The organism is Frigoribacterium sp. NBH87 (genome assembly GCF_014217665.1).
GTDB classification, from domain to species: Bacteria; Actinomycetota; Actinomycetes; order Actinomycetales; family Microbacteriaceae; genus Frigoribacterium; species Frigoribacterium endophyticum.
Genome location: NZ_CP043650.1, coordinates 1,101,183 through 1,121,437, shown reverse-complemented (window position 1 = coordinate 1,121,437; position 20,255 = coordinate 1,101,183). Strand labels below are relative to the sequence as shown.

The 20,255-nt window shown below is 73.0% G+C and carries 17 protein-coding genes; 10 read left to right on the top strand and 7 right to left on the bottom strand.

Annotated features, from left to right (window positions below; translation table 11 throughout):
• Window positions 1–27: 27 nt before the first annotated feature.
• Window positions 28–1,026 carry a class II fructose-bisphosphatase gene (glpX, locus tag F1C15_RS05205; protein WP_056056650.1) on the top strand — a complete coding sequence of 333 codons (999 nt, stop codon included), beginning with the start codon at window positions 28–30 and terminating at the stop codon, window positions 1,024–1,026.
• An 82-nt stretch (window positions 1,027–1,108) separates the two neighbouring features.
• Here glpX and rmuC read toward each other — a convergent pair whose 3' ends face one another.
• Entirely contained in the window at window positions 1,109–2,416 is a 1,308-nt protein-coding gene (rmuC, locus tag F1C15_RS05200; protein ID WP_185233384.1) for a DNA recombination protein RmuC, read from the bottom strand.
• Complete coding sequence (locus F1C15_RS05195) at window positions 2,413–3,012, bottom strand: exonuclease domain-containing protein (protein ID WP_167259848.1); 600 nt, start codon at window positions 3,010–3,012, stop codon at window positions 2,413–2,415. The genes rmuC and F1C15_RS05195 overlap by 4 nt, the downstream gene beginning before the upstream one ends.
• A 99-nt stretch (window positions 3,013–3,111) precedes the next feature.
• Between F1C15_RS05195 and ychF the strand changes: the two genes are divergently transcribed.
• The 8 genes from ychF to F1C15_RS05155 all read left to right on the top strand — a co-directional run bounded on the left by ychF (window position 3,112) and on the right by F1C15_RS05155 (window position 13,691).
• Window positions 3,112–4,185, top strand: a complete 1,074-nt coding sequence (ychF, locus tag F1C15_RS05190; RefSeq protein ID WP_167259846.1) for a redox-regulated ATPase YchF — start codon at window positions 3,112–3,114, stop codon at window positions 4,183–4,185.
• A 544-nt stretch (window positions 4,186–4,729) separates the two neighbouring features.
• Window positions 4,730–6,232, top strand: coding sequence for a glycosyltransferase (locus F1C15_RS05185; protein ID WP_185233382.1), 1,503 nt, complete (start codon window positions 4,730–4,732; stop codon window positions 6,230–6,232).
• On the top strand, window positions 6,229–8,175 hold the full coding sequence (locus F1C15_RS05180; RefSeq protein WP_056056642.1) for a right-handed parallel beta-helix repeat-containing protein: 1,947 nt from the start codon (window positions 6,229–6,231) through the stop codon (window positions 8,173–8,175). Before F1C15_RS05185 ends, F1C15_RS05180 begins: the two co-directional genes overlap by 4 nt.
• Window positions 8,172–9,281: a nitrous oxide reductase family maturation protein NosD gene (locus F1C15_RS05175; RefSeq protein ID WP_185233380.1), complete on the top strand. Its 1,110-nt coding sequence runs from the start codon at window positions 8,172–8,174 to the stop codon at window positions 9,279–9,281. The genes F1C15_RS05180 and F1C15_RS05175 overlap by 4 nt, the downstream gene beginning before the upstream one ends.
• A gap of 315 nt (window positions 9,282–9,596) precedes the next feature.
• On the top strand, window positions 9,597–11,012 hold the full coding sequence (locus F1C15_RS05170) for a UDP-glucose/GDP-mannose dehydrogenase family protein (protein ID WP_255354163.1): 1,416 nt from the start codon (window positions 9,597–9,599) through the stop codon (window positions 11,010–11,012).
• Between the two features lie 194 nt (window positions 11,013–11,206).
• Complete coding sequence (locus tag F1C15_RS05165; protein ID WP_185233378.1) at window positions 11,207–12,079, top strand: patatin-like phospholipase family protein; 873 nt, start codon at window positions 11,207–11,209, stop codon at window positions 12,077–12,079.
• 81 nt (window positions 12,080–12,160) lie between these two features.
• On the top strand, window positions 12,161–13,459 hold the full coding sequence (locus tag F1C15_RS05160) for a hypothetical protein (protein ID WP_185233376.1): 1,299 nt from the start codon (window positions 12,161–12,163) through the stop codon (window positions 13,457–13,459).
• 70 nt (window positions 13,460–13,529) lie between these two features.
• Window positions 13,530–13,691, top strand: a complete 162-nt coding sequence (locus F1C15_RS05155) for a hypothetical protein (RefSeq protein WP_156370064.1) — start codon at window positions 13,530–13,532, stop codon at window positions 13,689–13,691.
• 180 nt (window positions 13,692–13,871) lie between these two features.
• Here F1C15_RS05155 and F1C15_RS05150 read toward each other — a convergent pair whose 3' ends face one another.
• The gene (locus tag F1C15_RS05150; protein ID WP_185233374.1) at window positions 13,872–15,080 is read right to left on the bottom strand and encodes a cysteine desulfurase-like protein; all 1,209 of its coding nucleotides are present in this window, start codon (window positions 15,078–15,080) and stop codon (window positions 13,872–13,874) included.
• A gap of 118 nt (window positions 15,081–15,198) precedes the next feature.
• On the bottom strand, window positions 15,199–16,191 hold the full coding sequence (locus F1C15_RS05145; protein ID WP_185233372.1) for a bifunctional methionine sulfoxide reductase B/A protein: 993 nt from the start codon (window positions 16,189–16,191) through the stop codon (window positions 15,199–15,201).
• Window positions 16,192–16,302: 111 nt separating this feature from the next.
• Between F1C15_RS05145 and F1C15_RS05140 the strand changes: the two genes are divergently transcribed.
• Complete coding sequence (locus F1C15_RS05140; RefSeq protein WP_167259811.1) at window positions 16,303–17,928, top strand: ABC-F family ATP-binding cassette domain-containing protein; 1,626 nt, start codon at window positions 16,303–16,305, stop codon at window positions 17,926–17,928.
• A 9-nt stretch (window positions 17,929–17,937) separates the two neighbouring features.
• Here F1C15_RS05140 and F1C15_RS05135 read toward each other — a convergent pair whose 3' ends face one another.
• The 3 genes from F1C15_RS05135 to F1C15_RS05125 form a co-directional block, all read right to left on the bottom strand.
• Entirely contained in the window at window positions 17,938–18,210 is a 273-nt protein-coding gene (locus F1C15_RS05135; protein WP_185233370.1) for a hypothetical protein, read from the bottom strand.
• 122 nt (window positions 18,211–18,332) lie between these two features.
• On the bottom strand, window positions 18,333–19,196 hold the full coding sequence (locus tag F1C15_RS05130; protein ID WP_185233368.1) for a siderophore-interacting protein: 864 nt from the start codon (window positions 19,194–19,196) through the stop codon (window positions 18,333–18,335).
• Window positions 19,197–19,210: 14 nt separating this feature from the next.
• Window positions 19,211–20,215, bottom strand: coding sequence for an iron-siderophore ABC transporter substrate-binding protein (locus F1C15_RS05125; protein WP_167259805.1), 1,005 nt, complete (start codon window positions 20,213–20,215; stop codon window positions 19,211–19,213).
• Window positions 20,216–20,255 lie beyond the last annotated feature (40 nt).

Genomic DNA, 20,255 nt, shown 5'->3' with positions numbered 1-20,255 from the left:
GGAAGGCGTGGCGAGTACACTCGAGGAATGGCTGATTCGTCCTCCGGGAACCTCTACTCGCACCCTGACCGCAACCTCGGCATGGAGCTGGTGAGGGCCACCGAGGCGGCGGCGATCCGCTCCGCCCCCTTCATCGGCAAGGGCGACAAGAACGCCGCCGACGGCGCCGCGGTCGACGCGATGCGCAAGTTCCTCGGCACCGTCGCCTTCGACGGCGTCGTCGTCATCGGCGAGGGCGAGAAAGACGAAGCCCCGATGCTCTTCAACGGCGAGCACGTCGGCAACGGCTTCGGCCCCGCCTGCGACATCGCGGTCGACCCGATCGACGGCACGAGCCTCACCGCCGCCGGCCGCATGAACGCCCTCTCGGTGATCGCGGTCAGCGACCGTGGCAGCATGTTCGACCCCAGCGCCGTGTTCTACATGGACAAGATCGTCACCGGCCCGGAGGGCATCGGCGTGATCGACCTCGACCGCCCGATCGGCGACAACATCCGTGCCCTGGCCGAGGCCAAGGGCCTCGCCGTGGAGGACGTCCAGGTGGCTGTCCTCGACCGCCCGCGCCACGCGGACCTCATCCAGCAGATCCACGCGGCCGGCGCCGGCACCCGCCTGCTGCTCGACGGCGACGTGGCCGGCGGCATCAACGCCGCCCGCCCCGACTCGCGCATCGACATGTGCGTCGGCATCGGCGGCACCCCCGAGGGCATCATCACGGCATGCGCCGTGAAGGCGCTCGGCGGCCTCATCCTCACCCGCCTCGCCCCGAAGGACGACGCGGAGCGCCAGAAGGCCATCGACGCCGGCCACGACCTCACGCGCGTGCTCGACCAGGACGACCTGGTCAAGGGCGACAACGCCTACTTCGTCGCCACGGGCGTCACCGACGGCGCGCTCGTCGCGGGCGTCAAGCGCAAGCAGGGCATGATCCGCACCTCGAGCATCGTGCTCCGCTCGCACTCCGGCACGATCCGTCGCGTCGAGGCCGACCACCTGGTCTCGAAGTGGTACGGCGAGAACGCCTAGTCACCGAGTGACAGACGGAGGGGCCGGGGCGACGTGTTCGCCCCGGCCCCTCCGTCTGCCCCGCGCCGCCGCTCGCGGGGGATCAGAGGCTGTCGTGCTGGTGCTCGTGCTCGCCCTGCGGCTGCCCGGTGCGCTGCTCGGCCTCGTCGAGCGCCGCCGTCAGCTCGGGAGCGGTGAGGTCGCGGGGCACCTCCTCGACGACCGCGGGGGCCGCCAGCACCGTCGACTCGTCGAGCACGCTGAGGCGCCGGGCCGACGGCAGGACGGTGCGCTCGAGCGACCCCACGAAGCGGTTGTAGTCGACGACCGACCCGCGCAGCGACCGGCCGAGCTTGTCGACGTGGCCGGCCATCGTGGCGAGGCGGCCGTGCAGCTCCCGGCTGAGGTCGAAGAGGGCCTTCGCCTCGGTGGTCACGACGTCTTGCTGCCAGCTGAAGGCCACCGTCTTGAGCACCGACCACAGCGTGACGGGTGACGCGAGTGCGACCCGCTTCTGGAACGCGTAGTCCATCAGGGCGGGGTCGGCCTCGAGGGCCGACGAGACGAGCGACTCGCTGGGGATGAAGGCGATCACGAGTTCGGGGGAGGAGTCGAGCCCCGCCCAGTAGGTCTTCGCCGAGAGGGCGTCGACGTGCGCCCGGAGGGCCTTCACGTGCTGCTTGACGAGCAGGTCGCGGCGGGCCGCCTCCTCGCCGGAGGCGGTGGCCGGGATGGTGCTCGCCTCGAGGTAGGCGGAGAAGGGCACCTTGGCGTCGACGGCGATGGACTTGCCGCCGGGCAGGTGCACCACCATGTCGGGGCGGCCCTGACCGGCGTCCGAGCTGATGCTCGACTGCAGGTCGAAGTCGACCCGCTCGATCAGGCCGGCCGCCTGCACCACGTTGCGCAGCTGGGTCTCGCCCCAGACGCCTCGGGTGCTGTTGGAGCGCAGGGCGCTGGCCAGCGACTCCGCCGTGCTCCGGAGTCGCTCCTCCGACTCGACGGCGCTGCGCAGCTGCTCGCTCAGGGTGCCGTACTGGTGCGCCCGCTGCTCTTCGAGCTCGGCGACCTTGGCCTGGACGGCCGCGAGGCTCTGCGCGACCGGGCTGAGCGCGGTCATGACCTGGCCCTCGGAGCGGGTGCGCTCGGCCTCGGCGATGCGGACGTCTCGCAGGCGGTCCTGGAACTCACGGAGGCGCGCCTCCTGGTCGGCGGACTGGCGGCGGTGCAGTTCGTCGAGGTCGGCGAGGCGCTCGCGGTGCCCCTCGACGGTGGCGCGGGCGCCGGCGAGGTCGGCCGAGAGACGGGCCGTCGACTCGACCGACCGGGCCCGTGTCGCCAGCACGCCCAGCACGACGCCGACGGCGAGGGAGAGGACGACGAGGGCCACGACGGCGATCGGTGAGGTCATGCCCGCAGTGTCGCAGCAGCCCCCGACAGCGGTGTGAGGCGCTTCATGGTCACGCGCGAGGCCTCGGCGAGCTGCCGGAGGTCGTCGGCGCCGTGCACCGCGGCCGCGTGGGTCACGATGGCCGCGCAGGCCTCGGCGTCGGCGAGGGCGTCGTGGTGTGAGAAGCCCGTGAAGCCCGCGGCGGCGGCCGCCATCGGGAGCCGGTAGGAGTCGAGGGCGTACGTCTTGCGCGCCACCTGGAGGCTGCAGAGGTAGGCCCAGTCGGGCGGGTGGATGCCCGTGGCGTGGCAGGCGGCGCGGATGACGCCCATGTCGAACCCGGCGTTGTGGGCGACGAAGACGTCGATGCCGGCGAAGTCGGCGATGAGGTCGAACTGCTCCTCCCACTCGAAGGCGCCGATGACGTCGTCGGCGACGATCCCGTGGATGCGGGTGTTCCACTCGAGGAAGGCGTCGTGGCCGGCGGGCGGCTTGATCAGCCAGCCGACCTTGTCGACGACGACGCCGTCGCGCACCTTGACGAGGCCGACGGAACAGGCCGACGCGCTGCTCGCGTTGGCGGTCTCGAAGTCGATCGCGGTGAAGTCGATGGGCACCGGGCCATGCTCTCACGCACCCCCGACGTCGCCGGCCCGGCCCGCGCCTCCCCGGCTCCGGGCGGTGCGTCGGGCCCCGCGCCGGTACGATGGCTGACCGTGGCTCTCACTATCGCGATCGTCGGACTGCCCAACGTCGGCAAGTCCACCCTGTTCAACGCCCTGACCAAGAACCAGGTGCTGGCGGCGAACTACCCGTTCGCGACCATCGAGCCGAACGTCGGCATCGTCAACCTGCCCGACCCGCGCCTCCAGGTGCTCGCCGGCATCTTCGGCAGCGAGAAGACGCTGCCCGCGCCGGTCTCGTTCGTCGACATCGCCGGCATCGTGAAGGGCGCGAGCGAGGGCGAGGGGCTCGGCAACAAGTTCCTCGCCAACATCCGCGAGGCCGACGCCATCGCCGAGGTCGTGCGCGGCTTCGTCGACGAGGACGTCGTGCACGTCGACGGCCGGGTCGACCCCGAGGGCGACATGGGCACGATCAACACCGAGCTGATCCTCGCCGACCTCGAGACCGTCGAGAAGGCGATCGTGCGCTACGAGAAGGAGCTCCGCCTCAAGCGCGTCGAGCCGCTCACGCACGAGACCGCCGTCGCCGCCCGCGACGCCCTGCAGCGCGGCGAGGCCCTGTCGGCGTCGGGCATCGACCTCGAGCCGATCCGCGAGCTCGGGCTGCTCACCGCCAAGCCCTTCATCTACGTCTTCAACGTCGACGAGTCGATCCTCACCGACGAGACGAAGAAGGCCGAGCTGGCCGCCTTGGTGGCGCCGGCCGAGGCCGTCTTCCTCGACGCGAAGATCGAGTCCGAGCTGATCGACCTCGACCCGGACGACGCGGCCGAGCTGCTCGCGTCGACCGGCCAGGAGGAGTCGGGCCTCGACCAGCTGGCCCGCATCGGCTTCGAGACCCTCGGCCTGCAGACCTACCTCACGGCAGGCCCGAAGGAGACCCGCGCCTGGACCATCGGCAAGGGCTGGAAGGCCCCGCAGGCGGCCGGCGTGATCCACACCGACTTCGAGAAGGGCTTCATCAAGGCCGAGGTCATCTCGTTCGAGGACCTCGTCGAGACCGGCTCCATCGCGGAGGCGCGCTCGGCCGGCAAGGCCCGCATCGAGGGCAAGGAGTACGTCATGCAGGACGGCGACGTGGTGGAGTTCCGCTTCAACAACTAGGCACCCGGATGGGTCGGAGCCCGGCGTCGGGCCTCTCTGAGGCGACCGCCCGCGGCTGACGAGGGCCGATCCGGGAGCTGGACCGGGGGACGACCGCCGGGGTACACATCGCTCGCGATCGACGGCCCGTGGGGGACCGGATCCGTACCCCGCCCTGCCCCCCGTCCGGCCGATACTCCCGGGTATCCTCCCTTCACGTGAGGGTCGTGTACCCCGAAGGGGGAGGGATCACCCGTTCGGGGGTCGCGGGTCATCCGCGGATGGTTCGCGGCCCGGCTCACAGCACAGTCTTGACGTGGTCACAGCGCTGTCCCTACTTTGAGCACCAGACGCCGGTACCCCACAGCGTCGAGGCCCGAACCTCGACGCTCCGTGCGGGGGGAGCCCGAACTCCCCCCGATCCCGACACGGTCACCACACGCACCTCGTGAGAGGTCGTTCACCGGTCGGCGACCCCTGAAGGGGCCGCCGACCGCGGCACGCCTCATCGAGGCTGTCGGCCACCGGTGCGCCTACCCGAACCCCGATCGAGGACCCGCCACCCATGCGCCTTGGCACAGCTCTGTCGACCGACTTCCAGATCGCCCTGAACTGGCAGTCCGTCGTCGACGTCTTCACCACCGTCCAGCCCTACTTCCCCATCGCCATCGCCGGCACGATCGTCTGGCTGCTCTGGCTCTACCGGGTCATCCTGTCGGCCCGCGCGAAGCCGATCGAGAGCGACTTCCGCTCGACGACCTCGCTCGTCGTGCCGTCGTACCACGAGGACCCCGACATCCTGATGCGCTGCCTGCAGACGTGGCGCGAGCAGGGGCCGGACGAGATCATCATCGTCCTCGACCTGATCGACACCGAGGCGTACGACCGCATCATCGCCCTCGGCGACCCGCGCGTCACCCCGGTGCTCTTCCACCACGTCGGCAAGCGCTCGGCGCTCGGCGCCGGCATCCGCCGGGCCCAGGGCGAGATCCTCTTCCTGACCGACTCCGACACGTCGTGGACGCCGGGCCTGCTCGAGAACGCGCAGAAGCCGTTCGCCGACCCGCTCGTGGGCGGCGTCAGCACGCAGCAGAACGTGTACCAGCGCCGCACGAGCGTGTGGAGGCGCGTGGCCGACTGGCTGGTCAACCTGCGGTACTACAACTACGTGCCAGCCATGGGCGCCGCCGGCGCCGTCGCGATCATCTCCGGCCGCACCGCCGTCTACCGCCGCTCCGCCGTGATGCCCGTGCTCGAGAACCTCGAGAACGAGTTCTTCCTCGGCCGCCGCTGCATCTCGGGCGACGACGGGCGCCTCACCTGGCTCGTCCTCGCCAGCGGCTACAAGACCGTGCACCAGTCGTCGGCCAAGGCCCTGTCGATGTTCCCCGACACGTTCAGCGCCTTCGTCAAGCAGCGCGTCCGCTGGAGCCGCAACTCGTACCGCACCTACTTCACGGCGATCGCGAAGGGCTGGCTCTGGAAGGTGCCCTTCGTCACCAAGGTGACGGTCATGCAGATCATCCTGACGCCCGTCACCATGGGCCTCACGGTCGGCTACCTCGCCTTCAGTCGCATCGACGGCACGGCGCTCGGCATCGGCGCGACGCTCGCCTGGGTGCTGCTCAGCCGCGGCGTGCGCGGGTTCTCGCACCTCAAGCGCAACCCCGGTGACATCTTCATCCTGCCGGTCGTCGCCTTCGTGGTCATCTTCATCTCGCTGCCCATCAAGGTCTTCGCGCTGATCACGATGAACAAGCAGGGCTGGTTGACCCGCCACGCCGACCGCATCGGCGGCGACGGCCAGACCGCGTCGTCGCTCGTCAGCGAGGCGGCCTACGCCGCCGGCCCGGCCGACGAGGGAGTCCCGGCCGACGAGGCCGTCACCCCGGCCGGCCGCCACGGCGCGCTGCCGCCCGCCCCGGTCTCACCGCCGGTCGGCGTGCCCGTCGCCGCGTCGACCGCGGACGTCCAGCCGGCCACGGCGCAGCACGTCCCCGCGCAGCCCGTCGCCGCCCAGCCCGTCCCCGCCCAGCCCGCTCCCGTCGCCCAGGAGGTGACCGCATGACCGCCCTCCGCCGCCGCACCGCGCTGAGCTGCGCCTCCGCCGTCCTCGTCACCGCCGTCGTGGCGGGCGGCATCGCCCTCACCGGCGCGGGCACCGCCTCCGCCGCGTCGCCCGAGCCGAGCTCGTCGAGCTCGTCCGAGCCGACCTCCGAGCGCCTCGACGCCAGCGGCGTCGCGTCGTACGAGGGCGACCCGGAGGCGGAGGCGCAGGTCTCCGCCACCGAGGACCGCCGCCTCATCGAGGTGCGGGCCATCGCGAACGCCGCCGACTGGAGCGGCGTCGCGCACTACAAGCCGTACCGCCTCGCCACCGGCAACCTCTACACGCTGGTGCTCGTCGCCCGTGACGCGCCGTACACGCTCAGCGACCTGGAGGAGCTGGCGCCCCGCACCTTCCGCCGCGAGCCCGACGGCAGCTGGCTGCTCAGCGAGAACATCGTCGTCGAGGACGGCGCCACGCTCGACCTCAGCGACAAGGACGGCCTGACGCTGCACCTGCAGTCGAACTCGGAGGCGTTCACGTCGATCGTCACCCTCGGCGGCTCCCTCGTCGTGGCCGGCACCTACGACGAGCCCACGCGCATCAGCAGCTGGGACCCGGACGCCGGGGCCGTCGACACCGACACCTCCGACGGCCGCGCCTACATCCGCGTCGTCGGCGGCCGCGCCGAGCTCAGCAAGGCGTTCTTCACCGACCTCGGCTTCTGGAGCGGCATGACGGGCGGCGTCTCGATGACGGGCACCGACATCCCCGACAAGGGCACCGACACCCTGGCCCGCAAGGGCACCAACGCCAGCGCCAGCGACGAGGCGGCGGCCGCGGCCGCCGCGGAGGAGGACGCCAGCACGGAGGTCTTCGGCACCGAGCTGCTGCCGACCGACGAGGCCAGCGTGCTCGACATGGACCCCGACCTCAGCGGCTACAGCTACGTCTCGGCCATGGTCCGCGACGTCACCTTCGACGGCAACGCCTTCGGGCTGTTCGTCACCAGCGCCGACGGCGTCGTGGTCCGCGACAGCGCCATCAAGGACAGCCTCGTCGACGGCATGGTCTTCCACCGCAACGTGTCGAACAGCGAGGTCGAGAACACGACCTCGACCGGGAACGCGCTCGACGGGTTCGACGTGAACCGCGCCTCCTCGGGCATCGTGCTCGAACGCCTCACGGCGACCGGCAACGGCCACAACGGCATCACGATGAACGGCCGCGCCCTCGCCGAAGGCCCGAGCGCGACGGGCATGCCCACCGGCGTCTACGGCAACAACTCGCTGTCGAACAGCAAGTCGAGCGACAACGCCCGCTACGGCGTCGAGGTCATCGGCGGCACCGACATCGAGGTCGACGGCAACACGCTGACGGGCAACGAGGTCGGCATCGTCGTGGGCCAGGGCGCCGAGAAGGTCGCCCTGACCGACAACACCATCGAGGAGTCGGCGCTGCAGGGCATCGCGCTCCGCGACGCGGGCACCGGCGGCACGATCAAGGGCAACACGATCTCCGGCGGCGACATCGGCATCTACCTCCGCGACGCCGGCGCGACGATCTCGCGCAACACCGTCGAGGACGTCGGCAACCACGCCATCACCCTGATCGGCGACACCGGCCGGTCGAGCATCAGCGACAACGTCGTGTCGGGCCGCGGCCCGAGCGCCATCGACACCGCCCGCACCGAGGGCGCCGTCCGTGCCGACAACGACGACAGCGACTGGCGCAGCACCAAGCCGCTCAGCGTGATCCTGCGGTCGATCTTCCAGCCGCTGACCATCATGTGGCTGAGCCTCGGCCTCATCCTGCTCGTCACGGCCATCACCAGCGTCGGCCGCAACCGCCGCGGGTTCGTCCACCCCTACGCGAACCTCGCGCCGCTGTCGACCTTCACCCGCGGGGAGGCCTCGCGCGACGAGGTCGGCCCGCCCTCCACCCCTCGAGGAAGCACCGCATGATCGACCTGTTCCGCAAGCACCCCGCCCTGACCGCGACCGGCCTCGTGCTGGCCGGCGTGATCGTGGGAGGAGTCGCGGTGACGGCGATCGGCGTCGGTCGTGACGACGAGGGAGGCGCGTCACGGGCTCCGTCCGCCGGCGCCACCTCGGCGCCCCTCGAGGAGGCGTCGCCCACCCCGAGCGCCACCCGCGCCCCGGCCGCTCCGGCCACGGCGAGCGACGTCTGCCAGGACGCGACCGTCTCGGTCGCCTCGGTGGACGAGCTCACCTCGGCCCTCACCGACGCCGCCCCCGGCGACGTGATCCAGCTGGAGCCGGGCACCTACGTCGGCAACTTCGTCGCGTCGGAGTCGGGCACGGCCGACCAGCCGATCGCCCTCTGCGGCTCGGCCGACGCCGTGCTCGACGGCGACGACGTCGAGAAGGGCTACGTGATGCACCTCGACGGCGCCGAGTACTGGCACCTCGAGGGGTTCACGATCACGAACGGCCAGAAGGGCCTGATGGCCGACGGCACCGTGGGCAGCACGATCACCGGCCTCACCGTGAACCACATCGGCGACGAGGCCGTCCACCTCCGCGACGGCAGCACCGACAACGTCGTGTCGTCGAACACGATCAGCGACACCGGCAACCGCAAGGAGAAGTTCGGCGAGGGCATCTACATCGGCTCCTCGAAGAACAACTGGGGCGAGATCACCGGCGGCGACCCCGACACCTCCGACCGCAACGTCATCGAGGGCAACACCATCTCCGACACGACGGCCGAGAACATCGACATCAAGGAGGGGACCACGGGCGGCGTCGTCCGCGGCAACAGCTTCGACGGCGCCTCGCTGACCGAGGGCGACTCCTGGGTCGACGTCAAGGGCAACGGCTGGACCATCGAGGGCAACACCGGCACCGCGTCGTCGATGGACGGCTTCCAGACCCACGAGCTCCTCGAGGGCTGGGGCACCGACAACGTCTTCAGCGGCAACACGGCTGCGGTCGACGGGCCCGGCTTCGGCTTCTCGCTCACCCCCGAGCTCGGCAACCGCGTGATGTGCGACAACACCGTCTCCGGCGCCGGCGAGGGCGACTGGAACGTGGAGTGCGCGCGCTGACCCTGCTCGCGCCTCCGGGGCCCCGGCCCCTCCCCGCCCCCACGGGCCACCGACCGCACCACCCGATCACCCGCACCGCCTGACCACCCGCACCGCCCGCACCACCAGATCACCCGCCACGCCCGATCACCTGCACCACGGATCACCGTGCTCCACCCGCACCGCACCCGCGATGCACCCCCGCTGCGCCCGAAACGCAGCACCGCGCCCCGCCGGGCGCCCTGAACGCCCGGCGACGGCGTCCTCCTGTGACCCTGCCGGGCACCTGAACTGCTCGGCACGGTCCGCTCACCCACACCCGCCTGGAGGCACCCCTTGTCCGACCCGATCACCCGCTCCGCCCCGCTGCCCATCGTCGAGAAGCCCCGCCTGACCGTCGTCGGCACCGGCTACCTCGGCGCCACCCACGCCATCTGCATGGCCGTCCTCGGCTACGAGGTCATGGGCGTCGACGTCGACGTCGCCAAGGTCGAGGCCCTCGCCGCCGGAACCGTGCCGTTCTACGAGCCCGGCCTGCCCGAGAAGCTCCGCGAGGCGCTCGACAGCGGCCGCCTCACCTTCACGACCGACTTCGACGCCGCCGCCGAGTTCGGCGACGTGCACTTCATCTGCGTCGGCACCCCGCAGACCCCGGGCTCGATGGCCGCCGACATGCGCTACGTCGACTCGGCCTTCGGCGAGCTCGCCAAGCGGATCACCCGCAAGGCGCTCCTCGTCGGCAAGTCGACGGTGCCGATCGGCACCGCGAGCCGCCTCACCGAGCTCGTCCAGTCGCTCTCGCCGCTGGGCGCCGAGCTCGAGCTCGCCTGGAACCCCGAGTTCCTCCGCGAGGGCTTCGCCGTTCAGGACACCATGCACCCCGACCGCCTCGTCTTCGGCGTGCAGTCGGAGTGGGCCGAGCGCCAGCTCTCCGCGGCGTTCGCGCCCGTGCTCGAGGAGGGCACGCCCCTGGTCGTCGCCGACCTCGCGACCTCCGAGCTCGTCAAGGTCGCCGCGAACTCGTTCCTCGCCACGAAGATCTCGTTCATCAACGCGATGGCCGAGGTCTGCGAGACCACGGGCGCCGACGTCAACCTGCTCGCGCAGTCGCTCTCGTACGACTCCCGCATCGGCGGCCGCTTCCTCAAGCCGGGCCTCGGCTTCGGCGGCGGCTGCCTGCCGAAGGACATCCGCGCCTTCGCGCACCGCGCCGACGAGCTCGGCGTGGGCCAGGCGGTCTCCTTCCTCAAGGAGGTCGACAGCATCAACAACCGTCGCCGCGTGCGCACGGTCGACCTCATCCGCGAGATGGTCGGCGGCGACCTCGCCGGCAAGCGCATCGCCTGCCTCGGCGCCGCGTTCAAGCCCAACTCGGACGACGTCCGCGACGCCCCGGCGCTCGACGTGGCGCGCATGCTCTACCTCGAGGGGGCGACCGTCACGGTCTACGACCCCGAGGCGAACGAGAACGCGCACCGCCTCTACCCGGACCTCACCTACGCGTCGAGCATGATGGCCTGCGTCGTCGACGCCGACGCCGTGGCCCTCCTCACCGAGTGGCAGGTCTTCCGCGACGCCGACCCCGACGACCTGGCGCAGCTCGTGCGCCACCGACGCGTCGTCGACGGGCGCCACGCCCTCGACGCCGACGACTACCGTGCGAAGGGCTGGGAGTTCCGGGCGCTGGGTCGCCCGGCGCAGTCCCGCACGGTCGCCCTCGCCTCCGACCTGCGGGACGAGGTGACGGTCTGACGGCCCTTCGGGGGGTTCGTCAGCAGCGCCCCGCAGGGCGCTGACAGGCCCGGAGGGGGTCGGGCCTCGGGTGGCCCGGCCCCCTCCGGTGCACCCGGGGCCGTCTCGGGGCCGCCCGGTCGCTTTCGCTGGGAGCGCTCCTCGGCCGGGGGTCGTAGCGTGACGGCGACCCCGTCATCGTCTGGAGGAGCCCCGTGACCGACACCGCACCCTCGACCCCCCGCACCGCCCTCGTCCTCGGCGGCGGCGGCATCACCGGCATCGCGTGGGAGGTCGGCGTGCTCGCCCGCCTGCTCGAGGCCGGCGTGCCCCTCGCCGACGCCGACCTCGTCGTCGGCACGTCCGCCGGCTCGGTCGTCGGCACGACGCTCCGCCTGGGCGGCGTCGCCGACGCCTACCGCGAGCAGCTGCTGCCGGCCGGCGCGACCCCCGAGGCCGCCCTCGACGGCGGCGACTTCCTGGACCGCGTCGGCCAGGCCGTGGCCGGCGCCGCCAGCCCCGAGGAGGCGCGGGCCCGCCTGGGCGCGCTCGCCCGGCAGGTGCCCGTCACCGGCGACGAGCCGGAGCTGGTGACGACCATGCGCGAGCGACTCGGTGCCGACACCCCGTGGCCCGCGGGCGACCTGGCGGTCTGCTCCGTCGACGCGACCGACGGCGAGTTCCGGGTGCTGACCCGCGACTCCGGCGTCCCCCTGCACGTGGCCGTCGCGGCCAGCTGCTCGGTGCCGCTGGTCTGGCCGACCGTCGAGGTCGACGGTCGGCCGACGATGGACGGCGGCGTGCGCTCCGGCACCAACGCCGACGTCGCCGACGCCGCCGAACGCGTTCTCGTGCTGTCGTGCGGGCCCGAGCTGGCGGAGTCGCCGCTCGGGCCGACCCTGCCGGGCGTCGTGGCGGCGCGTCAGGCGGCCGGTCGTGAGGTCATGGTGATCCAGGCCGACGACGCGGCGCTCGCGGCGTTCGGCGGGAACTCCCTCTCGGGCGCGACCCGCGGCCCCGCGGCCGAGGCCGGGCGGCGCCAGGCGGACGAGGTGCTCGATGCCGTGCGGGAGTTCTGGCGAGGCTGAGCCCGGCGTTCCACCGGGAGGGGGACGCCTGTCCTCCTCCCGGGCGACGAGGGGCGGCCCGCGTCTTCCTAGGCTGAGGCGATGCCGCTGCCCCGCCTCCGTCGTGCTCGCCGCGCCCTCGCCGGGGCCGTCGGCGTGGCCCTCGTCGCAGCCTCGCTGAGCGCCTGCTCCCTGCTGCTCGTGCCGCCGCCGGAGGGCTCGGAGGAGTCGCTCGCGGCCCTCGCCGACCGTCTCCGCGCGGTGGACGGCGTCGCCGGCGTCGAGACCGACCTCTCGCAGGTCGACGCCAAGGACGACCCCCACCACTGGATCGCCCGGGTCGCCGTGACGGCCGACGGGCCGGACATCGACCTCGCCGACGACCTCGACGGCGCCGCGTTCGGCGGCGTGACGCGGGCGGCGCTCGTGCTCGACCTGCACCTGCCCGCGGGCGAGGGCACCTCGGCCGCCACCTTCGACGTCCTGGACGCCGCCTCCGTCACCCTCGCTGACGAGCTCCGACGCGTGCCGGAGGTCGAGTCGGTCGTCGTCGACCGGTCCTCCGCCCAGGTCACGGTCGCCGCCTCCGCGAGCCTCCGCGCCACGGTCGACGCGGTGCGGCCGCTGGTGGACGGGCTGCGCACCAGCCTGACCCGCGGTTCCGCGTACCTGGGGGTGGGGCGGACGAGCCCGGGGCCGGCTCTGCTCGACCGGCTCGACGCCCAGCTGGCGGCGGGTCGTCTCACGTCGCTGAGCCTCTCCGTCGCCGACCCCGTGGCCGGGCCCGTCGGCCCGACGCTCAGGGTCGAGACCCGTGAGGTCGTGTCGATCGCCGAGGAGCTCGCCGCGACCACCGACGAGGAGGCCGACGCCGGCACCCGCGACCGCACCGGCTTCACCGTCTCCCCGCCGGGCGTGGCCGACGTCGACCGCGACGTGGACGGCTGGCTGGGCCTCCCGCTCGGGTCGCCTCCGCCGCCCTCCGTCCCGCGGATCACGCCCGACGCCCCTCCGGCGCCGCTGACCGAGGCCGAGCTGCAGGCCGTCGACCTGACGGAGGAGGAGGCGGCGGTGCGGGCGTTCCTGGACGCCTCGGTCGCGCTCACCGGCGTTGAGGCGGTCGTCGCCGTCGACGGCCGCGAACAGTGCGAGGGCTCGCTGCGGGTCCGCGTGCGGGGCTGGGTCGTCGCGCCGGTGTTCCTCCACGTCGACGACGCCCAGGTTCCCTTCGACGCCGTCACGGCGAGCTGGACCGACCAGGGCCTGCGCCCAGTCGACCGGGCGCTCGGCCTCGATATCTGGGCGACGCAGGGGAGCGGGGCGTCGGGCGTCGCCGGCGCGACCATCCGCGGGACGGCGGAGGGTCTCAGCCTGTCGGCCACCTCGGCCTGCGGGTCCTGAGGGGCCGGTCGGCCTGGGCATCCGCCGCGGGTCCTTGCCGCGGCGCCCGCGCCTCCGTCAGGATCGGGGGGTGGAAACGTTCATCATCGCGCTCATCGTCCTGGGGGCCGCCGTCGTCACCCTGGGCATCCTCGTCCTGCTGCTCGGCTCGGCCGTGACCGCCGTCGTCGACAAGCGCCGCGCCGCCGCGGCCCCGACCCGTCGACCGCCCGGGGGAGTCGCCTCGCGCTGACGGCCGTCGCACGTCCCGCGTGTCGGCTCTCGCCGGGCGGGCGAGTTCGACGCGGCCGGGCGTGCACGACGGCCCGTCGGTGTCGAACACGCCCGCCGGAGGGCCGGGGCACCCGCACGCCGTGCGGCCGGGGCACCGGCCCGCCGTGCGGCTCGGGCACCCACGGCCGCGCAGGCAGCGTCAGGCCGCGACGAACTCCTCGATGCCCGCGAGCAGCCGGTCGACGTCGCTGTCGTCCGTGTAGGCCGCGAGCCCGATCCGCAGCCCGGTGGTCTCGTCGTCGAGACCCATCGCGCGCCAGGCCTCGATCGCGTAGAAGTGCCCCGACGGCGCCAGCACGTCGCGCGTCGCGAGGTGCGCCGACAGCTCGCGCATGCGGTGCCCGTCGATCGTCACGTAGAGGGTCGGCGTGCGCCGCGCCGCCCGCGAGTGCAGGGTCAGGCCGGGGACGGCGAGGAGGCGCGCCTCCAGCCGGGCGCGCAGCTCGCCCTCGTGCTCGTGGCAGGCCCGCATCGACGCCACGATCGCCTCGCGGCGGGTCGTCGCGTCGCCCGGGGCGATCCCGGCGAGGAAGTCGACGGCGGCCGTGGCCCCGGCCAGCTGCTCGTAGGGCAGGGTGCCGAACTCGAACCGCTCGGGCACCACGTCGGTCGACGCCAGGAGCTTCGCGGGCCGGAGGCCCTCCAGCAGCTCCGGGTCGGCGCCGAGCACGCCGCAGTGCGGCCCGTAGAACTTGTAGGGCGAGCAGACGACGAAGTCCGCGCCGAGGGCCTCGCGGTCGACGACCTCGTGCGCCGCGAAGTGCACGGCGTCGACCCAGACGAGCGCGCCCGCGGCGTGCGCGCGGTCGGCGATCGCCCGGACGGCGGGCTGCGTGCCGAGCAGGTTGGAGGCGGCGGTCAGGGCCACGACGCGGGTGCGGTCGGTGATCGCGACGGCGGCCGAGGCGTGGTCGAGCTCGCCGGTGGCGGGGTCGAACTCGATCCAGCGGACGGTCGCGCCGACGGCCTCGGCGGCCTGCACCCAGGGGCGCACGTTCGAGTCGTGGTCGAGCCGGCAGACGACGACCTCGTCGCCCGGGCCCCAGCCGGCTGACAGGTGGCGCGAGAAGTCGTAGGTGAGCTGCGTCGCGCTCCGGCCGTGGACGACGCCGCGGGCCGGCACGCCGAGCAGGTCGCCGTAGGCGGCACGGAAGGCCTGGACCGTGGCCTCGCTGTTGCGCTCGCCGAGGGTGCTCGTGCCGCGGATCGACGTGGGACCGGTCATGGCGCGGGCGATGGCCTCGCCGACGTCGAGCGGCGTCTGGGTGCCCCCCGGGCCGTCGAAGTGGGCGATGCCCGAGCCGAGCGAGGGGAAGGCGGAGCGGAGGGCGGCGACGTCGAGGGGCATGCCCCCTGCTTACCAGGTGCGGCGGCGGTCGCCGCGCACGCGCACGAGAGGCGCGGTGCCGGCATGACCGGCACCGCGCCTCCCGCAGGCCTGCGGCCCCGCACCGCGGGGCCCGGGCTCAGCTCGCGCTGACGGCCTGCTCGCGCTTCGGCAGCACCCAGCCGGGTCGCACGAAGTGGCAGGTGTAGCCGTTGGGGAGCTTCTCGAGGTAGTCCTGGTGCTCCTCCTCGGCCTCCCAGAAGTCGCCGGCGGCGGTCACCTCGGTGACGACCTTGCCCGGCCACAGGCCCGACGCGTCGACGTCGGCGATGGTGTCGAGGGCGGTCTCGCGCTGCTCGTCGGAGGTGTAGAAGATCGCCGAGCGGTACGAGTCGCCGATGTCGTTGCCCTGGCGGTCCTTCGTCGACGGGTCGTGGATCTGGAAGAAGAACTCGAGCACCTCGCGGTACGAGGTCACGCCCGGGTCGAACACGATCTCGACGGCCTCGGCGTGGCCGCCGTGGTTGCGGTACGTGGCGTTCGCGACGTGGCCGCCGGAGTAGCCGACGCGGGTCGAGACGATGCCCGGTCGGCGACGGAGCAGCTGCTGTGCGCCCCAGAAGCAGCCGCCCGCGAGGATCGCGGTCTCGGTCGTTCCGCTGGGGGCGGGGGTGGACTCAGGGGAGAAGAGCGTCATGTACGAACCGTATCCTTCGGTCTCGAGTGCGGTGAGGGGGACGAAGCGGAGGGCCGCCGAGTTGATGCAGTAGCGGAGGCCGCCCGTCGCGGTGGGGCCGTCGGGGAAGACGTGGCCGAGGTGGCTGCCGGCGCCCGCCGAGCTGACCTCGGTGCGGCGCGCGAAGAACATGCCCTCGCGGCGCTCGACGACGTTCTCGGCGTCGATCGGCCGGGTGAAGCTCGGCCAGCCGGTGCGGCTGTCGAACTTGTCGACGGAGGCGAAGAGCGGCTGGCCGCTGACCACGTCGACGTAGATGCCCGCCTCGTGGGAATCCCAGAACTCGTTGCGGAACGCGGGCTCCGTGCCGCCGCCCTGGGTGACGCGGCGCTGCTCGGGCGTCAGGCGGGCGAGGGCGTCGGGGGTGGGTGCGTGGTCGTGGTCGTCGGTGGTCATGGTGCCTCCAGTTCGGAGCGGGGACGCACCCGGAGTGGTGCGCACGGCTCCGGGGGGTGCAACGCCCCGGCCCGGTCCAGTGTTCCGACGCAGGCTGCGAGACTGGTGGGCATGAGCCTCATCCGCCTGAACGACGTCACCGTGCGCTACGAGCAGCGGCCGGTGCTGCGCGAGGCCTTCTTCCGCCTCGAGCCCGGCGACCGCGTCGGCCTGATCGGGCGCAACGGCTCGGGCAAGTCGACCCTGCTGAAGCTCGCCCTCGACCAGGTGCAGCCCGACGAGGGCACGGTCACCGTCGACGACGGCCTGCGGCTCGGCTACTTCTCGCAGTTCAGCGAGCTCGACGGCACCGCCACCGTCACCGAGGTGCTCGAGGGGCTCTTCGACGACGTCCGCGCCATGGAGGCCGAGCTCGCCGAGATCGACGCCGCGATCGCGGTGGTCGCCGTCGACCCCGACCAGGGCGACGAGCTCACGCGCCTGATCGAGCGGCAGTCCGAGCTCTTCGCCGAGATGGACCGGCTCGACGGCTGGGAGTACCGCCGTCACGTCGACACCGCCCTCACCGTGCTCGGCTTCGACGCGGCGCACCGCACCAGCCCGATCGACGCGCTGAGCGGCGGCTGGCGCAACCGCGCGGCCCTCGCGAAGATCGTCCTCGAGGCGCCCGACGTGCTGCTGCTCGACGAGCCGACGAACTTCCTCGACGTGGCCGGCGTCGAGTGGCTCGAGCAGTGGTTCCGCGACTTCCGCGGCGCCGCGATCGTCGTCTCGCACGACCGGCAGTTCCTCGACGCGGTCGTCACCCGCATCGTCGAGGTCGAGAACTTCCACCTGCACGAGTACCCCGGCGCCTTCGCCGAGTACGTCGTGCAGAAGCAGTTCCGGCTGAAGACCCTCGAGCAGCAGTTCGCGCACGAGAACGAGCTGCTCGCCTTCGAGGCCGAGGGCATCAGCGACCGTCGCGAGGCCGTCAAGGCCGCGAAGGCGCAGAAGCAGGGAGGCGCGGGCGGCCTCACGAAGGACCTCGCCAAGATCAAGAAGCAGCGCACCCCGCGGCCCGTCGACCAGATCATCACCGAGATCTACGGCGGGCTGCACGTGAAGGACGTGCTCTGCCGCGTCGAGGGGCTCGGCAAGGCGTACGGCGAGAAGACGCTCTTCGACGACCTCGGCTTCGAGGTGCGCAGGGGCAACCGCATCGTCGTCGTGGGCTCGAACGGCAGCGGCAAGAGCACGCTGCTGCGGGTGCTCGAGGGCACCGAGGCGGCCGACCGCGGCCGCGTCGACTGGGCGGGCGGCGCGAAGGTCGTCTCGTACAACCAGGTGCTCGCCGAGCTCGACGACGCCGACACTGTGACGCACTCGGTCAACGCGATGCCCGACAGCCTGGCCCTGAAGGCCACCCGGAAGTCGGTCGCGCGCTTCCTGGCCATGTTCCAGTTCTCCGAGGCCGACCTCCAGCAGCGCATCGGCGCGCTCTCCGGCGGTCAGCGCGCCCGTGTGGCGATGGCGCAGTGCCTGCTCTCCGGCGCCTCCGTGCTGCTGCTCGACGAGCCGACGAACCACCTCGACATGGCCAGCACGCAGGTGATGGAGCGGGCCCTCGTGCACTTCCCCGGGGCGGTCGTCGTCGTCAGCCACGACCGGTTCTTCAGCGAGAAGGTCGCGAACCGCCGCATCGAGTTCGGCGCCGAGGGGGCCGAGCCGGGCGAGCTGCTGGTCGGCGCCGCGTAGGCCCGGTGGTCAGTCGCGGTCGTGCCAGCGCAGCAGCAGCGGCGCGGCGATCGTCGCCGGGCACGGCACCGTGCGCGACTCCCCGCTCGTGACCGTGAGCGTGATGCCCCAGAGCGGCCCCTCGCGGTCGACCCCGATGTCGGCGATGTCGCCGTTCTCGACGCGGTGCTCCTCCGGAGGCGCGGTGCTGTCGGCCGCGCGGGTGCGGTACAGGAAGTAGTCCTCGTAGAGGCAGACCTCGTGCCACTGGTCGCGCACGACCCACCTGCTGCAGAACCTCACGTGGACAGGCTACCGGGGCGATCGAAGTGACCCGTCCTGGGCCCTCGTCGACGGCGAGGGCCCGAGACGCGTCGCCTCGATGTCCGGACGGCGGCGGCGGCGGCAGCGCGCCGCGCCGCCCGTCAGTCGGCGAAGATCGCGCCGACCGGCTCGCGCTTCTCGGCCTGGAAGGCGTCCTCGACGCGACCGAGCGCCCAGTAGGCGCTGATCGACAGCGACGCCCGATCGAGGCCCCACCGGTCGTGGAGCACGACCCGCGCCTCCTTCACGGCCCCGCGCTCGCCGTGGGCGAAGACGGTGACCGGGCCCACCGGCGGCTCGAGGGCCCCGAGGGCGGCGAGGAGGGCGCTGCCGGGGGCGCCCTCGCCGCGGTGGAGCCAGCGCAGCTCGAGCCCGGCGGGCGGGGTCAGGGCGACCTCGTCGTCGGGGCCCGCGACCTCGACCAGCGCCAGGCCCCGGGCGTCGGGGCCCATCGCCTCGAGGGCCGACGCGACGGCGGGCACGGCGGAGTCGTCGGCGAGCAGCAGGTTCTGCACGGCGGGGTCGGAGGAGGGCGACCAGCCGCCGCCCGGGCTCGACATCTGCAGCCGGTCGCCGGGCCGGGCCGCGAGGGCCCACGGGCCGGCCACGCCTTCGTCGCCGTGCACGACGAAGTCGACGGCGATCGTGCGGGCGTCGTGGTCGACCGAGCGCACCGTGTACGTGCGGCGCACGGGCAGGTCGTCGGGGGCCAGCTCGCCGCGCAGCCGGTCGAGGTCGAACGGCGGCTGCAGCCCGAGCCCGGGCCGGGCGAGCAGCAGCTTGACGTAGCGGTCGCTCTCGGTGAGCTGCGCGGCGCCGGCCTCGACGAAGCCGTCGAAGGCGTCGCCGCCGAGGTGCACGCGCACGAGGTGCGGCGTCAGGCGCTCGGTGCGCTCGACGACGAAGACGTGCTGCGCGCGCACCGGGCGCGGGGAGCGGGCGGGGGAGGCGTCGGTCGGGCTCACGGGGTCGCTCCCGGTCAGCTCTTCGTCGCCGTCTCGAGCAGCGGCACGAGGGCGTCGAGGGCGTAGCTGCGCGACAGCGAGGTGCCGAGCGAGTACGCCGACGAGACGTCGCCGTCGATGACGACGTCGTGCCCGGCCTCGACCGCCGGCAGGGCCTGCCACTGCGGGTCGTCGGTGATCTGCGCGGTGTCGATGTAGATCGGGAAGGCGACGATCACGTCGGCGTCGATCACGTCGAGGTTCTCCGACGAGATGCTCACCGAGAAGCCGCCCGAGTTCGCGTCGAGGGCGGCGACCTCCGGGTTCTGCTCGAAGCCGAGCGACTCGAGCAGGCTGACGCGCTCCGAGCCCGCGACGTACGCGCCCCAGCCCTCGCTGGTCTTGGTGGCGGCCGTCACGGTGAGGCCCTTCCACTCGGGGTGCGCCTCGGCGGCGGCCTCGACCTCGGCCTCGCTCTGCGCGACGAGCTCGTCGCCCTTCGCGGACTGCCCGAGGGCCGTCGAGACGAGGTCCATCTGCTGCTCGAAGGTGGTCAGGTAGCTGTCGCCGCCCTCGGGCACGCCGATCGTCGGGGCGATGCCCGACAGACGGTCGTAGCGGTCCTGGTCGCCCGACGACTTCGTGTCGAGGATGAGGTCGGGCTGCAGCGCGGCGATCGCCTCGTAGGAGGGGTCGAGCGTGCCGATGATCTCCGGCGACTGGTCGTAGAGGCCCTGGGCCCACGGGCCCACGCCGTCGACGTCGTCGCCGAACGCCAGCCAGTCGGAGGCGCCGACCGGCTGAACGCCGAGCGCGAGCGCCGTCTCGGCGTCGCCCCAGCCGAGCGCGACGACGCGCTCGGGCTGCTGGTCGACGGTCACCTCGCCGAACTTGGTGTCGACGCTGACGGGGAAGGAGTCGGCGGCCGGGGCGGCGGAGGAGGTGGCGGTCGCGTCGTCGGAGGCGCTGCCGGCCGCGCAGCCGGTCAGGGCGACGGCGGCGGCGGCCAGGAGGGCGGCGAGCTTCAGGGGGGTGCGCATGGGGTCCTCGGAGTCGGGGGCGGGGCAGGGGAGACGGGGT

Bases quoted from the DNA above. Each gene is read 5' to 3' on its own strand.
- F1C15_RS05180 (WP_056056642.1), top strand. From the start codon at position 6,229: ATGACCGCCCTCCGCCGCCGCACCGCGCTGAGCTGCGCCTCCGCCGTC.
- rmuC (WP_185233384.1), bottom strand. From the start codon at position 2,416: ATGACCTCACCGATCGCCGTCGTGGCCCTCGTCGTCCTCTCCCTCGCC.
- F1C15_RS05185 (WP_185233382.1), top strand. From the start codon at position 4,730: ATGCGCCTTGGCACAGCTCTGTCGACCGACTTCCAGATCGCCCTGAAC.
- F1C15_RS05125 (WP_167259805.1), bottom strand. From the start codon at position 20,215: ATGCGCACCCCCCTGAAGCTCGCCGCCCTCCTGGCCGCCGCCGCCGTC.
- F1C15_RS05140 (WP_167259811.1), top strand. From the start codon at position 16,303: ATGAGCCTCATCCGCCTGAACGACGTCACCGTGCGCTACGAGCAGCGG.
- F1C15_RS05145 (WP_185233372.1), bottom strand. From the start codon at position 16,191: ATGACCACCGACGACCACGACCACGCACCCACCCCCGACGCCCTCGCC.
- F1C15_RS05175 (WP_185233380.1), top strand. From the start codon at position 8,172: ATGATCGACCTGTTCCGCAAGCACCCCGCCCTGACCGCGACCGGCCTC.
- F1C15_RS05160 (WP_185233376.1), top strand. From the start codon at position 12,161: ATGCCGCTGCCCCGCCTCCGTCGTGCTCGCCGCGCCCTCGCCGGGGCC.
- glpX (WP_056056650.1), top strand. From the start codon at position 28: ATGGCTGATTCGTCCTCCGGGAACCTCTACTCGCACCCTGACCGCAAC.
- F1C15_RS05150 (WP_185233374.1), bottom strand. From the start codon at position 15,080: ATGCCCCTCGACGTCGCCGCCCTCCGCTCCGCCTTCCCCTCGCTCGGC.